This is a genomic window from Streptomyces sp. NPDC033165, from assembly GCF_055577965.1.
On the sequence record NZ_JBVIPK010000003.1, the window covers coordinates 422,938 to 438,456 of the forward strand.

General features: G+C 71.7%; 15 protein-coding genes and 2 pseudogenes. 8 read left to right on the top strand and 9 right to left on the bottom strand.

All coding sequences use genetic code 11. The features are described from left to right. Positions 1-156: 156 nt before the first annotated feature. Both ACZ5WC_RS09740 and ACZ5WC_RS09745 read right to left on the bottom strand, forming a co-directional pair. Positions 157-360: a cold-shock protein gene (locus ACZ5WC_RS09740; protein ID WP_015609674.1), complete on the bottom strand. Its 204-nt coding sequence runs from the start codon at positions 358-360 to the stop codon at positions 157-159. Between the two features lie 302 nt (positions 361-662). Continuing rightward, the gene (locus ACZ5WC_RS09745) at positions 663-1,016 is read right to left on the bottom strand and encodes a MerR family transcriptional regulator (protein WP_468540296.1); all 354 of its coding nucleotides are present in this window, start codon (positions 1,014-1,016) and stop codon (positions 663-665) included. A gap of 413 nt (positions 1,017-1,429) precedes the next feature. On the opposite strand from ACZ5WC_RS09745, the pseudogene ACZ5WC_RS09750 reads away from it, so the two are divergent. From ACZ5WC_RS09750 to ACZ5WC_RS09765, 4 genes and pseudogenes are all read left to right on the top strand, one after another. Next, positions 1,430-1,986 (top strand): annotated as a pseudogene (locus ACZ5WC_RS09750) (hypothetical protein). Positions 1,987-1,996: 10 nt separating this feature from the next. After that, a complete protein-coding gene (locus ACZ5WC_RS09755) occupies positions 1,997-2,584 on the top strand; it encodes a uroporphyrinogen-III synthase (protein WP_468540297.1) in 588 nt (195 codons plus the stop codon). Between the two features lie 67 nt (positions 2,585-2,651). Continuing rightward, positions 2,652-3,914 (top strand): MAB_1171c family putative transporter, encoded by a 1,263-nt coding sequence (locus ACZ5WC_RS09760; protein ID WP_468540298.1) that lies wholly within the window; start codon positions 2,652-2,654, stop codon positions 3,912-3,914. Then, on the top strand, positions 3,911-4,552 hold the full coding sequence (locus ACZ5WC_RS09765) for a hypothetical protein (protein WP_468540299.1): 642 nt from the start codon (positions 3,911-3,913) through the stop codon (positions 4,550-4,552). Before ACZ5WC_RS09760 ends, ACZ5WC_RS09765 begins: the two co-directional genes overlap by 4 nt. A 60-nt stretch (positions 4,553-4,612) precedes the next feature. Here ACZ5WC_RS09765 and ACZ5WC_RS09770 read toward each other — a convergent pair whose 3' ends face one another. After that, complete coding sequence (locus ACZ5WC_RS09770; RefSeq protein ID WP_468540544.1) at positions 4,613-6,163, bottom strand: ParB/Srx family N-terminal domain-containing protein; 1,551 nt, start codon at positions 6,161-6,163, stop codon at positions 4,613-4,615. Positions 6,164-6,444: 281 nt separating this feature from the next. On the opposite strand from ACZ5WC_RS09770, the gene ACZ5WC_RS09775 reads away from it, so the two are divergent. Then, on the top strand, positions 6,445-6,690 hold the full coding sequence (locus ACZ5WC_RS09775; RefSeq protein ID WP_468540300.1) for a hypothetical protein: 246 nt from the start codon (positions 6,445-6,447) through the stop codon (positions 6,688-6,690). Between the two features lie 106 nt (positions 6,691-6,796). Here ACZ5WC_RS09775 and ACZ5WC_RS09780 read toward each other — a convergent pair whose 3' ends face one another. After that, entirely contained in the window at positions 6,797-8,518 is a 1,722-nt protein-coding gene (locus tag ACZ5WC_RS09780; RefSeq protein WP_468540545.1) for a PP2C family protein-serine/threonine phosphatase, read from the bottom strand. Between the two features lie 186 nt (positions 8,519-8,704). Continuing rightward, positions 8,705-9,433: an alpha/beta hydrolase gene (locus ACZ5WC_RS09785; RefSeq protein ID WP_468540301.1), complete on the bottom strand. Its 729-nt coding sequence runs from the start codon at positions 9,431-9,433 to the stop codon at positions 8,705-8,707. 80 nt (positions 9,434-9,513) lie between these two features. Here ACZ5WC_RS09785 and ACZ5WC_RS09790 point away from each other — a divergent pair, with 80 nt between their 5' ends. From ACZ5WC_RS09790 to ACZ5WC_RS09800, 3 genes are all read left to right on the top strand, one after another. Further along, on the top strand, positions 9,514-10,017 hold the full coding sequence (locus tag ACZ5WC_RS09790) for a peroxiredoxin (protein WP_468540302.1): 504 nt from the start codon (positions 9,514-9,516) through the stop codon (positions 10,015-10,017). Between the two features lie 105 nt (positions 10,018-10,122). Next, positions 10,123-10,629: a hypothetical protein gene (locus ACZ5WC_RS09795; RefSeq protein WP_468540303.1), complete on the top strand. Its 507-nt coding sequence runs from the start codon at positions 10,123-10,125 to the stop codon at positions 10,627-10,629. Between the two features lie 110 nt (positions 10,630-10,739). Further along, complete coding sequence (locus ACZ5WC_RS09800; protein WP_468540304.1) at positions 10,740-12,191, top strand: flotillin family protein; 1,452 nt, start codon at positions 10,740-10,742, stop codon at positions 12,189-12,191. A gap of 183 nt (positions 12,192-12,374) precedes the next feature. On the opposite strand, the pseudogene ACZ5WC_RS09805 reads toward ACZ5WC_RS09800, so the two are convergent. From ACZ5WC_RS09805 to cbiE, 4 genes and pseudogenes are all read right to left on the bottom strand, one after another. After that, positions 12,375-12,860 (bottom strand): annotated as a pseudogene (locus ACZ5WC_RS09805) (nucleotidyl transferase AbiEii/AbiGii toxin family protein); the annotation flags it as partial. After that, positions 12,857-13,204, bottom strand: a complete 348-nt coding sequence (locus tag ACZ5WC_RS09810) for a transcriptional regulator (protein ID WP_468540305.1) — start codon at positions 13,202-13,204, stop codon at positions 12,857-12,859. The gene ACZ5WC_RS09810 and the pseudogene ACZ5WC_RS09805, both read right to left, overlap by 4 nt. 183 nt (positions 13,205-13,387) lie before the next feature. Next, positions 13,388-14,137: a precorrin-4 C(11)-methyltransferase gene (gene cobM, locus ACZ5WC_RS09815; RefSeq protein WP_468540306.1), complete on the bottom strand. Its 750-nt coding sequence runs from the start codon at positions 14,135-14,137 to the stop codon at positions 13,388-13,390. After that, complete coding sequence (cbiE, locus tag ACZ5WC_RS09820; protein WP_468540307.1) at positions 14,134-15,417, bottom strand: precorrin-6y C5,15-methyltransferase (decarboxylating) subunit CbiE; 1,284 nt, start codon at positions 15,415-15,417, stop codon at positions 14,134-14,136. Before cbiE ends, cobM begins: the two co-directional genes overlap by 4 nt. Positions 15,418-15,519: the final 102 nt, after the last annotated feature.

Here is a 15,519-nt window from a genome sequence, read left to right on the forward strand (position 1 = left end):
TTCTCAGAATCGCAAGAACGAGCCGATGAAATGACGATGAAATGACAAAAGAAAAACGAATGGGCCGCCCCCGGGAATCAGTTCCCCGGAAACGACAACGAGCTGGGGCCCGCACCCCAAGGTGCGGGCCCCAGCTGCGCAGTACGACCTGAGTGATCAGGCGGGGGTGATGTTCTCGGCCTGCGGGCCCTTCTGGCCCTGCGTGACGTCGAAGTTCACCTTCTGGCCCTCCTGCAGCTCACGGAAGCCGCTGGCGGCGATGTTGCTGTAGTGGGCGAAGACGTCGGCGCCGCCGCCGTCCTGCTCGATGAAGCCGAAGCCCTTTTCCGCGTTGAACCACTTCACGGTGCCAGTAGCCATGTCATATCTCCTTAGGGGCAGAGCCCGCGGGCCCACACTGTGCGGGCCCCACGTCGCCGCGATGATTACCCCATCCGGAAAGAACACCGGAAATACAAAAGTGCACCCGCCGACATCCGACCGGCAAGAGCACTTGAAGTCTTTGGGAACCACAACTGCAACTGAGATCAACAGTAGCACGATGGAGCCCGAAGAGCCCGTGCCTAATATCACCGCGCCGACCGGAACAGAAAAGCCTCACGGCTCATTACGCGAAATTCTGTGCCCACGAAAACAGATATTCTCGGGGCGGGACGGGTCCGTCAGCGCCGCCCCGCCGGACCGCCGCCGGCCCGGGCGGACCGGTCGCGCAGCTCCTCGTTGAGGCGCAGCGCCTCTTCGAGCTGGTCCTCCAGGATGACGATGCGGCAGGCGGCCTCGATGGGCGTACCGGCGTCGACGAGCTCACGGGCGCGGGCGGCGATGCGCAACTGGTAGCGGGAGTAACGGCGGTGGCCGCCCTCGGACCGCAGCGGGGTGATCAGCCGGGCCTCGCCGACCGCCCGGAGGAACCCCGGCGTCGCACCGATCATCTCCGCGGCTCGCCCCATCGTGTAGGCGGGGAAGTCGTCGTCATCAAGACGGTCGGCGGCGTGCGAGGGGGTTTCCGGGGGCAATCTGCACCTCTCCTGTCACGCGGCACCGGAGGAGCCGGGCGCCGTACGCCTGCGGGGTACCCCTCTGCGCGTACCGCTGTGTCACGTGACTTCACCAGAAATCCTAATGGCCCGGGAAGGCCATGTCTATCGCGACCGGAACAGATTCGGGCCACCGGAGCGGGCGCGGCGGACCTGCCGCGGAGGGCCGCTGACCGACTGGTCAGTTGTCGTCGGGAGGACCGCGGGGCCATAATGCACGCGTAGCCCTTCACGCATCCCCCGTCGTGAAGGGCTACACCCCTGTCCGGAGCCCCTTCCGGCGGGCGCGACGGCCTTCACGGGCAAGGGACTCCCCTCGTGGTCCCCTGCCCGTGTTTTTTCGAGTTAACAGTGACGTAGAGTGTTTACGCAAGCTCAGTTCCGACTCCGAGGTGCTCGGGAGGCCCGGATAGCCATGGACGACGGCGACGAACGCGGCCCGGAGCCTGCCGACCCCACCGCCCCGGACGAGCTGCCCCGCCTCGGCTCCCTGCGGGAAAAGGTCGAGTACATGGTCGAGAAGACCTTCCCCGGCCAGAGGATCTCGGGCCGGGTCTTCGCCGAGCTGGTCCGCGACCGCGGCGGTTCGCTGTCGCACAGCTACTTCTCCAACATCCTCGCGGGCAAGGTCACCCAGCCCTCCGAGGACATCCTCAAGGCCCTCGGACTGGGCTTCGGCGTGGACTGGCGCTTCTTCAAGGAGGAGTCCGAGGTCGTCGACGACGTCGTCGCCGGGCTCCAGTTCCTCGCCAAGCGCCGGACCGGGGAGATCAGCGGAGTGGCCGGGAGGGGGCTGAACGAGGACGGACTCCCGCCGGAACTGCTCCAGTTCGCCCTGTCCCTGCTGGAGGACGCGGCCCGCGAGAGGGAGGGGACCGGGGGCCCGGCCGGGGAGGACGGCGGAAGAGATTCCGCCGCGACCCGCCGCTCCGCGGGCCCGGCAGCGTAGCGTCTTCGCCATGTCCCTGCGGAAGCTGCGGAAAGAGTGCGAGGCCGGGCTCGCCGACCTGCCCATCCCGGTTCCCTTCTCGCTGGACGGCCTCGTCGCGAACATGGAGCAGGCGAGCGGGCGCACCATCCGGCTGCACGAGATGCCCGACCGCCTCGCCCGCGCCAACGCCGCCTGCGGACTGCGCCTGAAGGCGGGCGGCACCAGCCTCGTCCTCTACCGCCGCAGGCCGACGGCGTACCAGACCCAGCACGTCATCCTGCACGAGCTGTGCCACGAGTGGTTCGACCACGGCACGACGCTGGACGCCGAGCAACTGCGGGCACTCCTCCCCGTCTTCGACACCTCGCTGATCGCCCGGATGATCTCTCCCGCCGCCGCCGAGGCCTTCGCCTCCGGAGGCGGGACCGTCCAGGCCCGTGCGCAGTACGACACCCACGACGAACGCATGGCCGAATTCGGCGCCTCACTGATCCCCCGGATGGCGCGGGGCCTCACCACCGATGACATGGTGGGGCGGCTGGACAACTCCCTGTCCCGCCCGGTGGCCCACCGGCGGCGCGGGTTCTTCGGACGAAGACGACCCGACGGCGCCTGACACGTGCCACCAGCCCTCACCGCGGGCCCTCTCCCCCGCGTTCCCGACCCCGAGGACGAACACCGCCGTGACCCCCCTCGATCTCGCCGGCTACCTGGTAGCAGGCCTGATGACGGCCGTTGCCCTGTGGCGTATGCCCGCCGCCCTGTGGGGCGACGAGGAGGACCGCAGGCGAAGAGCCCTGTGGGGCTGCTACGCCGGATTCGCCGTCGCCCTGTGGACGAAGACAGAGGCGGTGCGCATCGGCCTCAACAACAGCGCCGTCACCGACCTCGCCGTCCTCATCAAGCACTACACCGCCACGGTGGCGATTCTGGCCATCCTCAGCTACATCGTGGCCATCTACGGCAGCTACCCCGAAGAGGGCGCCGTCCCCCGCCACGTACGGTTCGCCCGGCTCGTACAGCGGCTCGCGGCCAAGGCGTCCGTCGCCACGCTGATCCTGCTGACCGTCCTCTTCTTCACCGTGGTCGACCGCTCCGAGCCCTCGGACCGCTTCGTCTCCGACCACGCCGGGGAGTGGGGCGCCACGCTCTACATGAGCGTCTTCTACCTCTACCTCGGGGCCGCGTCCGCCGTCTGCGCCTTCCAGTGGGCACTGGCCACCGCCGACGCCCGGCGGCGCCATCTGCGTATCGGGCTCGGGATGATGACGTTCGCGATGTTCATCGGCGTCGGCTACACCGTCAGCCGCACGCTGTTCCTGTGGATCAGCGTGGTGGAAGAGCCGAGCGAGGCGTTCGCGCTGCGCTTCGACCAGATCACCGAGGCGGCGCAGCTGGTGCTGTTCGCCTTCTTCGCCCTCGGCGCCTCCATCCCCGCGTTCGCGGCCGGTGCGCGGCGGGCGAGGCTGTGGCGGGCCCAGGTGAAACTGCACGCCCTCTGGTACGAGTTGATGGCCGCCTTCCCCGACCAGCCCTTCGACCCGCCCGCATCCCTGCCCCGGGAGCTGATCCGGTTCAACGTTCCGGCGGACCTGCGGGTCGACCGCTGGGCCGCCGACATCGCGGACGCGGTGGAGAAGCTTCGCCACTACGTCCCCGACGGGCTGCTCGCCGCCGCCGAAGAGGCCGCCGCCACCGGCCCCCGAAGAGGGGAGGCTCTCGCCGACGCGTACTGGATCAAGGCCGCCCTCCTCGCGAAGGCCTCCGGCGCACCCGCCGGGGCGGCCGCGACGGTCGCCACCCAGCACGCCGCCGACCAGGACGGCGAGGTGGCCCGGCTGGTGCGGGTCGCCGCCGCGTACCGCACGGTCGGCGAGGAGCGCGCCCGCGCGGTCCTCACGGCCGCGACGGCCGACACATCCCGTACGACGGAGAAGACCGCATGACCGGCAGCACCACCGAAGACACCGGCAGGACCACCGAAGACAACCGGGCCGCGGACGCGGGAGGGGCGACGGCCTCCGTGGCGCGCACCGTCACCGACGTCCTCCAGCCCCGCAACGTCCTGCTGGCGGGCATGCTCGGCATCGGCCTGGCGGCGGCGGGCGGTGAATGGACCGGGCTGCTCTGGGGCTTCCTCGGGGCGCTCTGCGCCGGGCTGATCCCGGCGGGGTACATCGAGTGGGAGCGCGGACGCGGCACCTGGGGCGACCGCCACGTCGTGGACCGTACGAAACGGGCGCCGATCTTCTTCGTGATCCTGGGCTCGATCGGCGCCGGTTCGGTGGTCATGGTGCTGGGGAACGCGCCCAGCGGAATCCTCGTCGCGATGCTGGGACTGTGGGTGATGACGATCGGACTGCTGGCCGTCAACACGGTGTGGAAGATCTCGGTCGACTCGGCCGTCGCCTCGGCGGCGGTCGCCCTCCTGGCCGTGGTCCACTCCCCCTGGTGGCTCCTGGCCTACCTGCTGACGACGGCGGTCTGCTGGTCGCGGGTGGCTCTCGGCTACCACACCGTCGCCCAGACCGTGGCGGGTGCGGGTCTGGGCGCGGCGACGACAGCGGCGTACGTGTTCGTCTGAGCCGGGGCCACGTCCGAGCCGGGGCTGCCTCCGAGCCGGGGCTCGGGCGCCAGGCGGGTTTCAGACCCCGGCGCACTGCCCGGTCCGGGGCCCGCGCACGTCGTTGGGCCGGCCGGCGGCGTCCGGGGCGGGCCGGTTGGCGGAGCAGGCGAGCGGCCCGGTGACGGTGTTGGCGGCGAGCTGTACGCCACCGGTGTTGCCGGTGAGGTGGACGACCCCGGTGACGGCGTTGGCGGTGCAGCCCGGCCCGCCCAGCCGTACGGGACCGGAGGCGCGGCTGACGGAGACAGGGCCGGTGACCCGCGATCCGCAGAGGTGGACGGCTGCCGCGCCGTCGGCCTGGAGCGGGCCCTCCACCGTGGAGGCGGTGACCACGAGGGCGGCGCCCGGGCGGACGGTGACCGGCCCGCGCTGGGCGGCGCGCTCCAGGCAGGTGACGCCGCTCGTCACGGTCAGCGGGCCGTTGCGGGGCCCGGTGAGCGTCGTCGTACAGGCGGGGGCGGGCAGGATGCGGGCCTTGAAGTCGAGGGACCCGGCCAGCTTGCCCGGCTTGGGAGCGCTGATCGGCCTGGCCAGCTTGGCGAACGCACCGCCGGTCTCCTTCTTGCCGCCGTTCCACTCCGCGATCCGGCCCAGCTGGGCGGCGGTCCGCCCGTCGTCGACAACCGCGTCGGCCTCCAGCGCGGCCATCGACTTCGAGGCCGCCTTGACGAGATCGAGGTAGGGGCCGGGTTCCGTCAGGTCGTACGCGGACACGTCGTGCTCGCCGCGCAGCCAGGAGCCCCACGAGAACTCCAGGAACTCGGTTGCCCCGTCGGGGACTTCGTAGCCGATGCCACGCGTGAAGTAGACCAGGCTGCGGTAGCGGTCGTCGCGGAAGCCGCTGATGCCCAGGCGGTCCGGCAACTGCTCCACGGCCAGCGGCCGGTTGTTCTCGTCGCGCAGCCACACCTTCTTCTCGGCGGTCATCCGCTGCCAGAACGCGGCGGTCGACAGGGAGCTGAAGTTGTCGGTGACGCGGAGCCGGACCGGCAGCCGGGTGGAGCCACCGGGGCCCTCCAGGAAGGACGTCAGCGTGTGGTGCCCGTCGGTGAGGTAGAGCTTCCCGCCCGGCCCGACGACGGCCGTCTTCATCGGGGCGACGGTCTCCGGGGTCTCCTGCCCGATCGGTACGGTGCAGGAGAAGCTCGCAGGATCGTCCAGCCGGGCCCCGTCACTCACCGAGGCGGCCTCGCCCTGGCCGTTGGCCTCGCACCAGTCGTCGAAGCGCTTGTTGAAATCGCCCGCCGCCTCGTCGCGGTCGCTGCCGTAGCGGCCGAGCTTGTAGAAGACCTGGTCGAAGCCGAGTACGGCCTGGGTCGGGTGCAGCTCCCCCAGGGTGACGCCGATCAGGTCCCCCGGCCGTGCGCAGCGGTACGCCGCGGAGCCCGCGCTCCCGGCGCACGCCTGCTCGGCATCCGCTCCGACGACGGCGGTTCCCCTGCCCGCTCCGACGCCCGCTCCGACGGCGGCGGTTCCCGTACCCGCACCGGTGACGACCGCGCCCGCGGCCAGCGCCCCGGCCAGCAGCAGGGCCCCGCGCCGAGGCAGCCCCGTACCCGATCCGTTCATCGACTTCATCGACCGACGTCCCCTCCGGGCCGCGGCTCTTCCGCGTCCTCGGCAGGGACGATGGCAAGGCGCGGCGACGGGGTCGGGGACAGGACGTGAACGCACGATGACGCTGTCGTGCCACGGCGGGTCGGTGACTTCCCCGATGCCCTGACGGGACCGACCGCCGACGGTGCCGACCGCTTGCGGTGCCGTCCGTTCTGCGGGGTCGTCCGTTTGCGGGGTCCGCGGACACCCGGTTACGTGGAGTACGCGACGCTCCCGTACCCGGAGGTACCCCGATGGCGAAGAACCGGTCCGCCCCCGCCAAGGGCCTGCGCGGCAGCAAGGCGGGGCTCGTGCTGAGCCTGGGCAGCAGCGTGCTCGCGGTCATCAGGGCGTCCAAGCAGGTCCGCCGGGCCAAAGGCACGCACGACAAGCTGAACACCGCCGACGCGGTGGCCGGGCTGCTGCCGCTGATCACCTCGGCAGCGCTCGTACTGCGGCAGCTGCGGGGCCGCAGGCGGAAGACCCCCGAAGCGGCGTGACCCGCACGGTCGGGTCCTCAGGCCGGACGGTCGGGCCCCCAGGTCGGCATGACCCGCGCGGTCGAGCCCCCGGGGCCGGCATGACCCCGCGGTCAGGACCCCACGGTCAGGACCCCGGGGTCGGACGCAGCACCGGCGGGCCCTCTCGGATCCGGGACGCCAGGACGGCGATGTCGTCCTCGGCGTTCTCGCCGAACCGGTCGAGGACCTGGTCCAGCAGCTCGTCCAGATGCCCGCTCGGCGGCAGGGCCAGTGAGGCGAGCCGCCGTACGGACACGTCGATGTCCTCGCCCCGCCGCTCCACCAGACCGTCGGTGTACATGAACAGCACGGTCCCCGGGCCGCAGGGCACGGACGCGGTCCGGTAGCCGCCGAAGCCGGTGCCCAGCGGCGGCCCCACCGGCACCGGGACGACCCGGCCCCCGGCTTCGCCCGGATCGATGAACACCGGGGGCAGATGGCCCGCGCTGGCCACCTCGCACACCCCGCCGAACCGGTCGACGACGGCGAGCAGACAGGTCGCGGCCCGGTCCAGCCCGGACCGCTCCACCATGGCGTCGAGCTGCGCCAGGATCCGGTCGGGCGGCAGGTCCTCGCCCGCGAGGAGCCGCAGCAGCGAGCGGTAGTGGCTCATGGCGACGGCCGCCTCGACGCCGTGCCCCATGACGTCGCCCATCGCCTTGAGGTGGCGGCCGTCCTGGAGCGGTACGACGTCGAACCAGTCCCCGCCGACCAGGACGCCGCGGTCGGCGGGGAGATAGCGGGTGGCGATCTCGACGTGCGGGTGGGGGCCGTAGGGCTCGGAGAGCAGGGAGCGCTGGAGTTCGCGGGCGATGCTGTGCTCGTGGTCGTAACGGCGGGCGTGGTCGAGGGAGACACCGGCCCGTACGGCGACCTCGCGGGCGACGACGACGTCCTGGCCGGTGAAGGCCGGGGAGTCCTCGGCCCGTACGAGGGTGAGCGCGCCGAGCGTCTGCCCCCGGGCGGTGAGCGGGACGGCGAGCGCCTCGCGCAGCCCGAGGGCCCGGGTGGCGGCGATCCGCTCCGGGGCGGCGGCGCCTCGGCCCTTCGTGTAGCTCGCCCAGTCGTCGAGCACCGGCTCGCCCTCCGCCAGGCAGCGGGTCACCGCGGAGTCCGCGGTGAAGTCGACGTACTCCCCGGGGTGGCCGAACCGCTGCACCTGATCGTCGAGATCGCCCTCGCCCCGCAGCGCGGCGCGCCTCAGCCGCAGGACGCCGGGCTCGGGGCGGCGTACGGAGTGGCCGACCACGGGCGGGAGGACGTCGACGGCGGCGAAGGCGGGCACCACGAACGCGGCGAGCTCCCGGCAGGTGGTGTCCATGTCGAGTGTCGTACCGATCCGGACGGCGGCCGTACTGAGCAGGGCGACATGCCCCCGGGCCTGTTCGAGCTCCTCGCGCTGGCGGGCGATGTCGGTGATCTCGACGACGATCGCCATCAGTCCGCAGGCCGCCCCGTCGGCCTCCAGCCGGTGGTACGTGGCACGCCAGAACCGCTGGCCGACCCGAGAGGCGGCCCAGGTCTGCCCTTGAATCGTCTCCTCGCGGGGCTTCCCGTCGGCCAGGACGTCACGCAGGGCGGCAGCCTGTCCGTGCAGTTCGGGCAGCACTTCGGTGAAGGTCCGGCCCATGTGGGAGGCGGCGGGGAGGCCGTTGAGCCGTTCCAGGGCCGGGTTGACGTAGGTGTAGCGGAGGTGGGGATCGAGAACGGCGACTCCGGCGGGGTTGCCGTCGAAGAGAGCCGCGACGGTCCCGGGGTCGAAGGACGACGGCATGCCGTCGTCGCACGTTTCGGCCTGCACGGGCATGCCTCCCGCCATGATCGCCACAGTCGACGTGCTCGCCACGGTCGCTGTGATCGCCACAGTCACCGTGAACGCCGCGGTCGCCGTGATCGCCGTGAACGGCCTTCCGGACCTCCATGGTCGGCCGCCGCTTCGGACGGCGCATCCGCAGCACGCGAGCACAGGGGTTCGCAGGAAGGCTCCGGAGCCTCAGGGCCTGGCCGGAGCGGCCCCCTCCATCGCGGCGCGCAGCCGGTCGAGGTCGAGGGTGCCCTCGGTGGCTTCGGCGGTGGGCGGCAGGTCGAGGGCCGCCCGGACCGGGCCCGGCAGACTGCCGGACCCCAGCAGTCCGGAAACCAGCGCGGTGGTGAGGCCGTGCCAGGCCGGGGCGCGCCGGATCATGGCGTGGTCGCCGCCTCGCACGGTGACCATGCACGTCCGGGCACCGGCGCGACGGGCCCGCGCGGTGAGGGACTGGGAGGCCTGGGGGCTGGTCATCCGGTCCCGGCTGCTGTGGACGAGGACGATGTCGCGCCCCGCGAGCTGACTCACCGGGTCCCCCGGCGGACACCAGGGCGCGAGCCCGACGACGCCCCGCACGAGGGGGTGCCCGGCGGCGCACAGGGCGGCGCGGGCGCCCATGGAGTGGCCGAGGAGGACCACCGGTACGTCCCCGGCCTCCTCGCCGAGGGCGTCGAGAGCGGCCAGGGCGTCGTGGAGGGGGTCGGCGCGGGGCCCGTTCCACCCCCGGTGGGTGTACCGGACCTGCCGTACGAGCATGTCGTCGGCGGCCCCCCGGCCGGCCCGGCCGATGGCGCGGACGAAGGGCCGCATCCGCAGACCGGGCAGGTTCAGCGGACCGGGCGGCGGGGGCCCCGTACCGCTCTCGCGCCCGCCGTGCAGGACGAGAACCGCGGCCGACGGCGGTCGTTGGGCCACACGTGCCTCCAGGGTCCGGATGTGGACCGTTCACTGTACGGTCACGGGATCACCCCTGTACGCGACACCAAGGAGACGCCATGGCCGCAGGACCTCAACTGGGCTGCGAGGCACCGGACTTCACACTCCCGGGCGGACTCCTGCGGTCGGCTCCGGAATCCGCGGGGAGCACCTTCGAACGCGCCGACCACCGGCTCTCCGCCGCCCGCGGCCGGGCGGTGGTGCTGGCGTTCTACCCGGGGGACAACACCACGGTCTGCACAAAGCAGCTGTGCGCGTACTCGTCGGGAATGGAGGCTTTCGAGGGGCTCGACGCCGAGGTCTGGGGCATCAGTCCACAGGGTGTGGACAGTCATGAGTCCTTCGCCCGCGCCCACGGCCTGCGCATGCCGCTGCTGGCCGACGAGGGCCGGGAGGTCGCCAGGTCGTACGGGGTCACCGCGCCGGGCATCGGGGTGCGGCGGGCGGTCTTCCTCATCGGCCCGGACGGCGTTCTGCGCTGGAAGCACGTGGCGCTGCTCGGAGCGACCTTCCAGTCACTCTCCACACTCACCGACCGTTTGTCCGGCATCAAAAGCACATAAAGATTGCCGGAACCCGGCAGTGACCGGGCGGCCTGGCGTATGGGATCATCCAGCCAGATCGACGGAAAGCACTCGGGGGAAGTCGACAAACAGGGGAGTGATCGCGTGACCTTCTTTCTCGGTCTCGGCATTGCGGGGATCGTCCTGCTGGCCTTCTCCCTGATCTTCGACGGCCTGCTCCAAGGGCTGCTCGGCGGGATCGACGGCCTCTTCGACGGACTGCTCTCGCTGCCGGTGATCGCCGGGTTCATCTCGATGCTCGGTTTCGGCGGGGCCATCACGCTGGGCACGACGAGCGCGGGACCGTTCGTGGCGACGCTCATCGGTACCGCCTCCGGCGTCGCCGCGGCCTGGCTGACCTGGAAACTCAGCAGGGCACTGATGCGGGACCAGACCCACGCGACCCCGCGCGAGTCCGACCTCGTCGGTTCCTCGGGTTCCGTCGTGACGGCCATCCCGGCCGGCGGGTACGGCGAGGTGCTGCTGAACCTGGGCGGTCAGCCCGTGAAGTACGCGGCCAAGTCCGCCACGCCCGTCGCACGCGGGACGGAGATCTGGGTGGAAGAGACCCTGTCGACCACGTCGGTGGCGGTCCGCCCGGTGGAGCGCTGACCCTGCCCCACCGCACTCCTGGATCCCCACCCCATCCACCTGAACACCGCAACCCGCACCCGTAATTCGCAATCTGCCGTCCCCACCGGGAGGCAGGGGGGACACGTTTCATGAGTCCAGTCGTCATCGCCGTCATCGGCATCGTCGTACTCCTGGTCCTGCTGGGCCTGGTCGTCATCACGCGCTACAAGGTCGCCGGGCCCAGCGAGGCGTTCATCATCACCGGCCGCCGGGGCAAGAAGTCGACGGACCCGGTCACCGGACGCATCAGCGTCGACAACAGCGGCCAGAAGGTCGTCGTCGGCGGCGGCGTCTTCGTCGTGCCGTTCGTCCAGCAGAAGTTCACCCTGGACCTCTCCAGCCGCCACATCCCGATCTCCGTGCGCGGCGCGGTGACGCTGCGCGGCGTCAAGTCGAACCTCGAAGGCGTCGCGATCGTCAAGGTCGGCGGCAGCGAGGACGCGATCCGCGCGGCCGCCCAGCGCTTCCTCCAGCAGCAGGACGGCATCGTCGGCTTCACCCAGGAAGTGCTCTCGGGTGCGCTGCGCGCCATCGTCGGCCGGATGTCGGTCGAGGACATCATCCGGGACCGGGCCGCGTTCGCCGGGCAGGTCGCGGAGGAGGCCGAGGCCAGCCTCTCCGGCCAGGGCCTGATCCTGGACGCCTTCCAGATCCAGGACATCACCACCGAGGGCTCCTACCTTGAGGACCTCGGCCGCCCGGAGGCCGCCCGCGCCAAGCAGGAGGCCGACATCGCCGAGGCCATCGCGAAGCGCGCCTCGGAGCAGGCCCGGCTGAAGGCGGCCGAGGAAATCGCCATCGCCGAGCGGACGTACTACCTGAAGCAGGCCGAGATCAAGGCCGAGACCGAAGCCGCGGCCGCCAAGGCCAACGCCGCCGGTCCGCTCGCCGAGGCCGCCCGCCAGCAGGAAGTCCTCCAGGAGCAGGAGAAGGTCGCCGAGCGCCAGGCGGCGCTGACCGACCGCGAGCTCGACACGAAGGTCCGCAAGCCCGCCGACGCCGCCCGCTACCAGGCCGAGCAGGAGGCGGAGGCCCGCCGCATCGCCCAGGTCAAGGAGGCCGAGGCCGACGCGGAGCGCTCGCGCCTGACCGGTCAGGGTGAGAAGCTGCACCGTTCGGCCCTGGCCGACGCGGTCCGCATCGAGGGTGAGGCGGAGGCCGCGGCCATCGCCGCCAAGGGTTCCGCCGAGGCCGAGGCCATGCAGAAGAAGGCCGACGCGTTCGCCCAGTACGGCGACGCGGCCGTCCTCCAGATGCTGGTCGAGGTCCTCCCGGACGTCGTCGCGAAGGCCTCCGAGCCGCTGAGCGCCATCGACAAGATGACGGTCATCTCCACGGACGGCGCGAGCCAGCTGGCCCGCACGGTCACGGACAACGTCGCCCAGGGTGTGGAACTGCTCAACTCGACAACGGGCGTGGACCTCGGGGCTCTCCTGGAGAACCTGAAGTCCCGCACGATCCCGGGTACGCAGAGCCAGAGCCCGGAGGAGCCCGCCGGGGACTCCTCCTCGCAGAACAGCGAGATCGAGATCAAGGGCTGACGCGCAAGGTTTCGCGCAGCACCCCTGTTCAGTGCCCGGGAGCGCCCTGTCGGCTCCCGGGCACTGCCATGTCCGAGCGGGCTTTCCCCATGAATCCGGGCCCGTGCCTTGATCACCCTGTCGTCTTCCACGGGGCGAGGAGCTACGGGCCGAGCAGAGTCATTGTCGGTGCCCGGCGACCGCCGCATGGCGGCGGCCGAGTTCTTCGAGTTCCACGGGGCTCCAGTGGTCGGTGGCGGCCCGTACATCGATCAAGTCCCTGGCGAGCCCGCGATCGGCCAAGGCCCGGACCTTGGTCCCGACAACATCTTCGAGGGACAGCACCAGGCCGTGCTCGGTCTGTACGGGTTGCCGCCAGAGTGCTTCCTTGAGGATGTCGACCTCGCACTCTTCACGGCTGGCGGGGTCGGTAACCATCAGACGTGCGGACAGCGGGTCCGTCTCCAGGGCTTCGACGCACCATCCGCGCTGCTCCAGTCCGGTGCGCACGACAGTTGCGATGTCCTCCATACGATCCGGGTTCTCGGTCGCGACATCCAGGTCCTGGCTGAGCCGGTCGACCAAGCCGTGCGCCTGAACCGCGTAGCCGCCGGCGAGCGCAAGGGGGTAAACGCCACCCACGTCGAGCACGTCCGCGAGCAAGCGGCGGTGCAGCTCTGTGAGGTTCACACAGCGGCCCGGACGCTGTCGGCCAGTTCGGCGAAAGCGTCCTCCCAGGCCTCGCGGACATCACGACCGATCAGGGTGCGCAGCACGGGCCAAAGACCGACGAGGAGATCCCTGTCGAGGTACTGGACCAGGTCGTCGTGCTGCCCCTCGGCCAGGACGATCCGGTAGTAGCTCATCCGCAGCCGCGGCCGGTCAAGATCGAACGTGGTCAGCCCCGACCACGCAAGGTGCGGGGGCAAGGACACCGTGCCGTGCTGGGGACCGGCAAGCTCGGAGAGCGCTGCGGGCAGTCGCCGGACGAACTTGGCACGACGAAGATCGGAAAGGCCGGGCTGAGATGCCATACAGGGATTATCCAGGAAGATCAGGCAGTGAGCTGCTCGGTCCGCAGGTAACGCTCCTGCGGGCAGGAGACTGGGTCCCGAGGATCGGCACCCGATCAGGGTAGCTCCATCGAAGGCACCGGGTTCGGGGGCGAGGAAGCCCGCGGTATCGCGTGAGGGCGGCCTGCCCTCATCCGACGGCCGTCAGCACCCGCCCCGCTCCCGCCCCACCGAGTAGAGGTGGCTGTCCCGGAACTGGTCGGAGCCCAGCGTCCGCCCCACCATGATGACCGCCGTCCTGATCACGCCCGCCGCCTTCACCTGCTCGGCGATCGAGTCCAGGGGGCCCCGCAGGATGATCTCGTCCGGGCGGGACGCCATCGCCACCACCGCCGCCGGGCAGTCCGCCCCGTAGTGCGGGAGCAGTTCGGACACCACGCGGTCCACGTAGCGCGCCGCCAGGTGGAGGACGATCAGTGCGCCGCTGCGGCCCAGGGTCTCCAGGTCCTCGCCCTCCGGCATCGCCGTGGCTCGCTGCGCGACGCGGGTCAGGATGACCGTCTGGCCGACCGTGGGGACCGTCAGCTCACGCTTCAGGGAGGCGGCGGCCGCGGCGAAGGCGGGGACGCCGGGGACGATCTCGTACGGGACGTCCGCCTCGTCCAGGCGCTTCATCTGTTCGTTGACCGCGCTGAACACCGACGGGTCGCCCGAGTGCAGGCGTGCCACGTCGTGGCCGTCCGTGTGGGCCTGGACGAGTTCGGCGGTGATCTGGTCGATGTCCAGGTTCGCCGTGTCGATCACGCGGGCGTCCTGCGGGCACTCGGCCAGCAGTTCCACCGGGACCAGGCTGCCCGCGTACAGGCAGACCGGGGCGGTGGCCAGGATGCGGGCGCCTCGCACCGTGATCAGGTCGGCCGCTCCCGGGCCCGCGCCGATGAAGTACACGGTCATGGTCTGTCTCCAATGTGCGAACTTGCCTCTGCCCCGAAGGGTTTACGTACCGACCACTGCGTCACCGGCATCGCCTGCCGCCAGCCCGTGAACCCGCCCACCGGCACCGCGTGCGCCACCGCCAGGCGCACCAGCTCGCCCCCGTACGCCCGGTGCCGCTCCCCCAGCAGCGCCTCCGACTCCAGCGTCACCGTGTTCGCGACCAGCCGGCCCCCGGGGCGCAGCGCCTCCCAGCACGCGTCCAGCAGGCCCGGCGCCGTCAGGCCCCCGCCGATGAACACCGCGTCCGGCGGAACCGGAGACGGAGCCGGGGAGGAGAGGGAAGCAGGGGCCGTGCCGGTGACGACCTCCAGCCCGGGCACCCCCAGCCGTTCCGCGTTCCGCGCGATCCTGGCCGCCCTCGCCGGGTCCCGTTCCACGCTCACCGCCCGGCACGACGGGTGCGCCCGCATCCACTCGATCGCGATCGAGCCCGATCCGCCGCCCACGTCCCAGAGCAGTTCCCCGGGCGCGGGAGCCAAGGCCGCGAGCGTGGCCGCCCGGATGTGGCGCTTGGTGAGCTGGCCGTCGTGTTCGTACGCCTCGTCCGGGAGGCCGGGCAGCAAGCCCAGGCGCAGGGCGTCCGCCCCCGCCCGGCACTCCACCGCGATCACGTTCAGGCGGTCCCCCGGCCGGTGCTCCCAGGTCTCCGCTGTGCCCTCGGCGTACGTCTCCGCCTCGCCGCCCAGCTGTTCCAGGACGCGCAGGCGGCTCGGGCCGAAGCCATGGGCGGTGAGGAGGGCGGCGACCTCGGCGGGCGTGTTCGCGTCCGCGCTCAGGACCAGAAGCCTGCGGCCCTCGTGCAGCGCGGCGACCAGGCGGGACGGCGGGCGGCCCACCAGCGTCACCACCTCCGTGGTCTCCAGCGGCCAGCCCATCCTCGCGCAGGCGTACGAGAGCGAGGACGGGTGCGGCAACACGTGCAGCCCCTCCGGCCCCAGCTCCTCCGCCAGTGCCCGGCCGATCCCGTAGAACATCGGGTCCCCGCTCGCCAGCACCGCGGTCCGGCGCTCCCGGTGCTCGGCCAGGAGGCGGGGCACGGCGGGGCGCAGCGGCGTGGGCCAGGCCGTCCGTGCGCCCGCGCACTCCGGCGGGAGCAGGTCCAGCTGGCGCGGCCCGCCGATCAGCACCTCCGCCTCGCGGAGCGCCGCCCTCGCCGGGTCCGACAGGCCGGGCCAGCCGTCCGCGCCGATCCCCACCACGGCGACGGGGTACCTGGGTGTGGGCGGCTTGGCAGGCACGGAGGGACCTCATGGTTCGTCGTTCAGGGCCGGGGGGAAGTCGTTCGGCACTTTACTGAACCGTCCGCTCCGGGCCCTCCGGCGGGTGAATCCCCGGGTGAA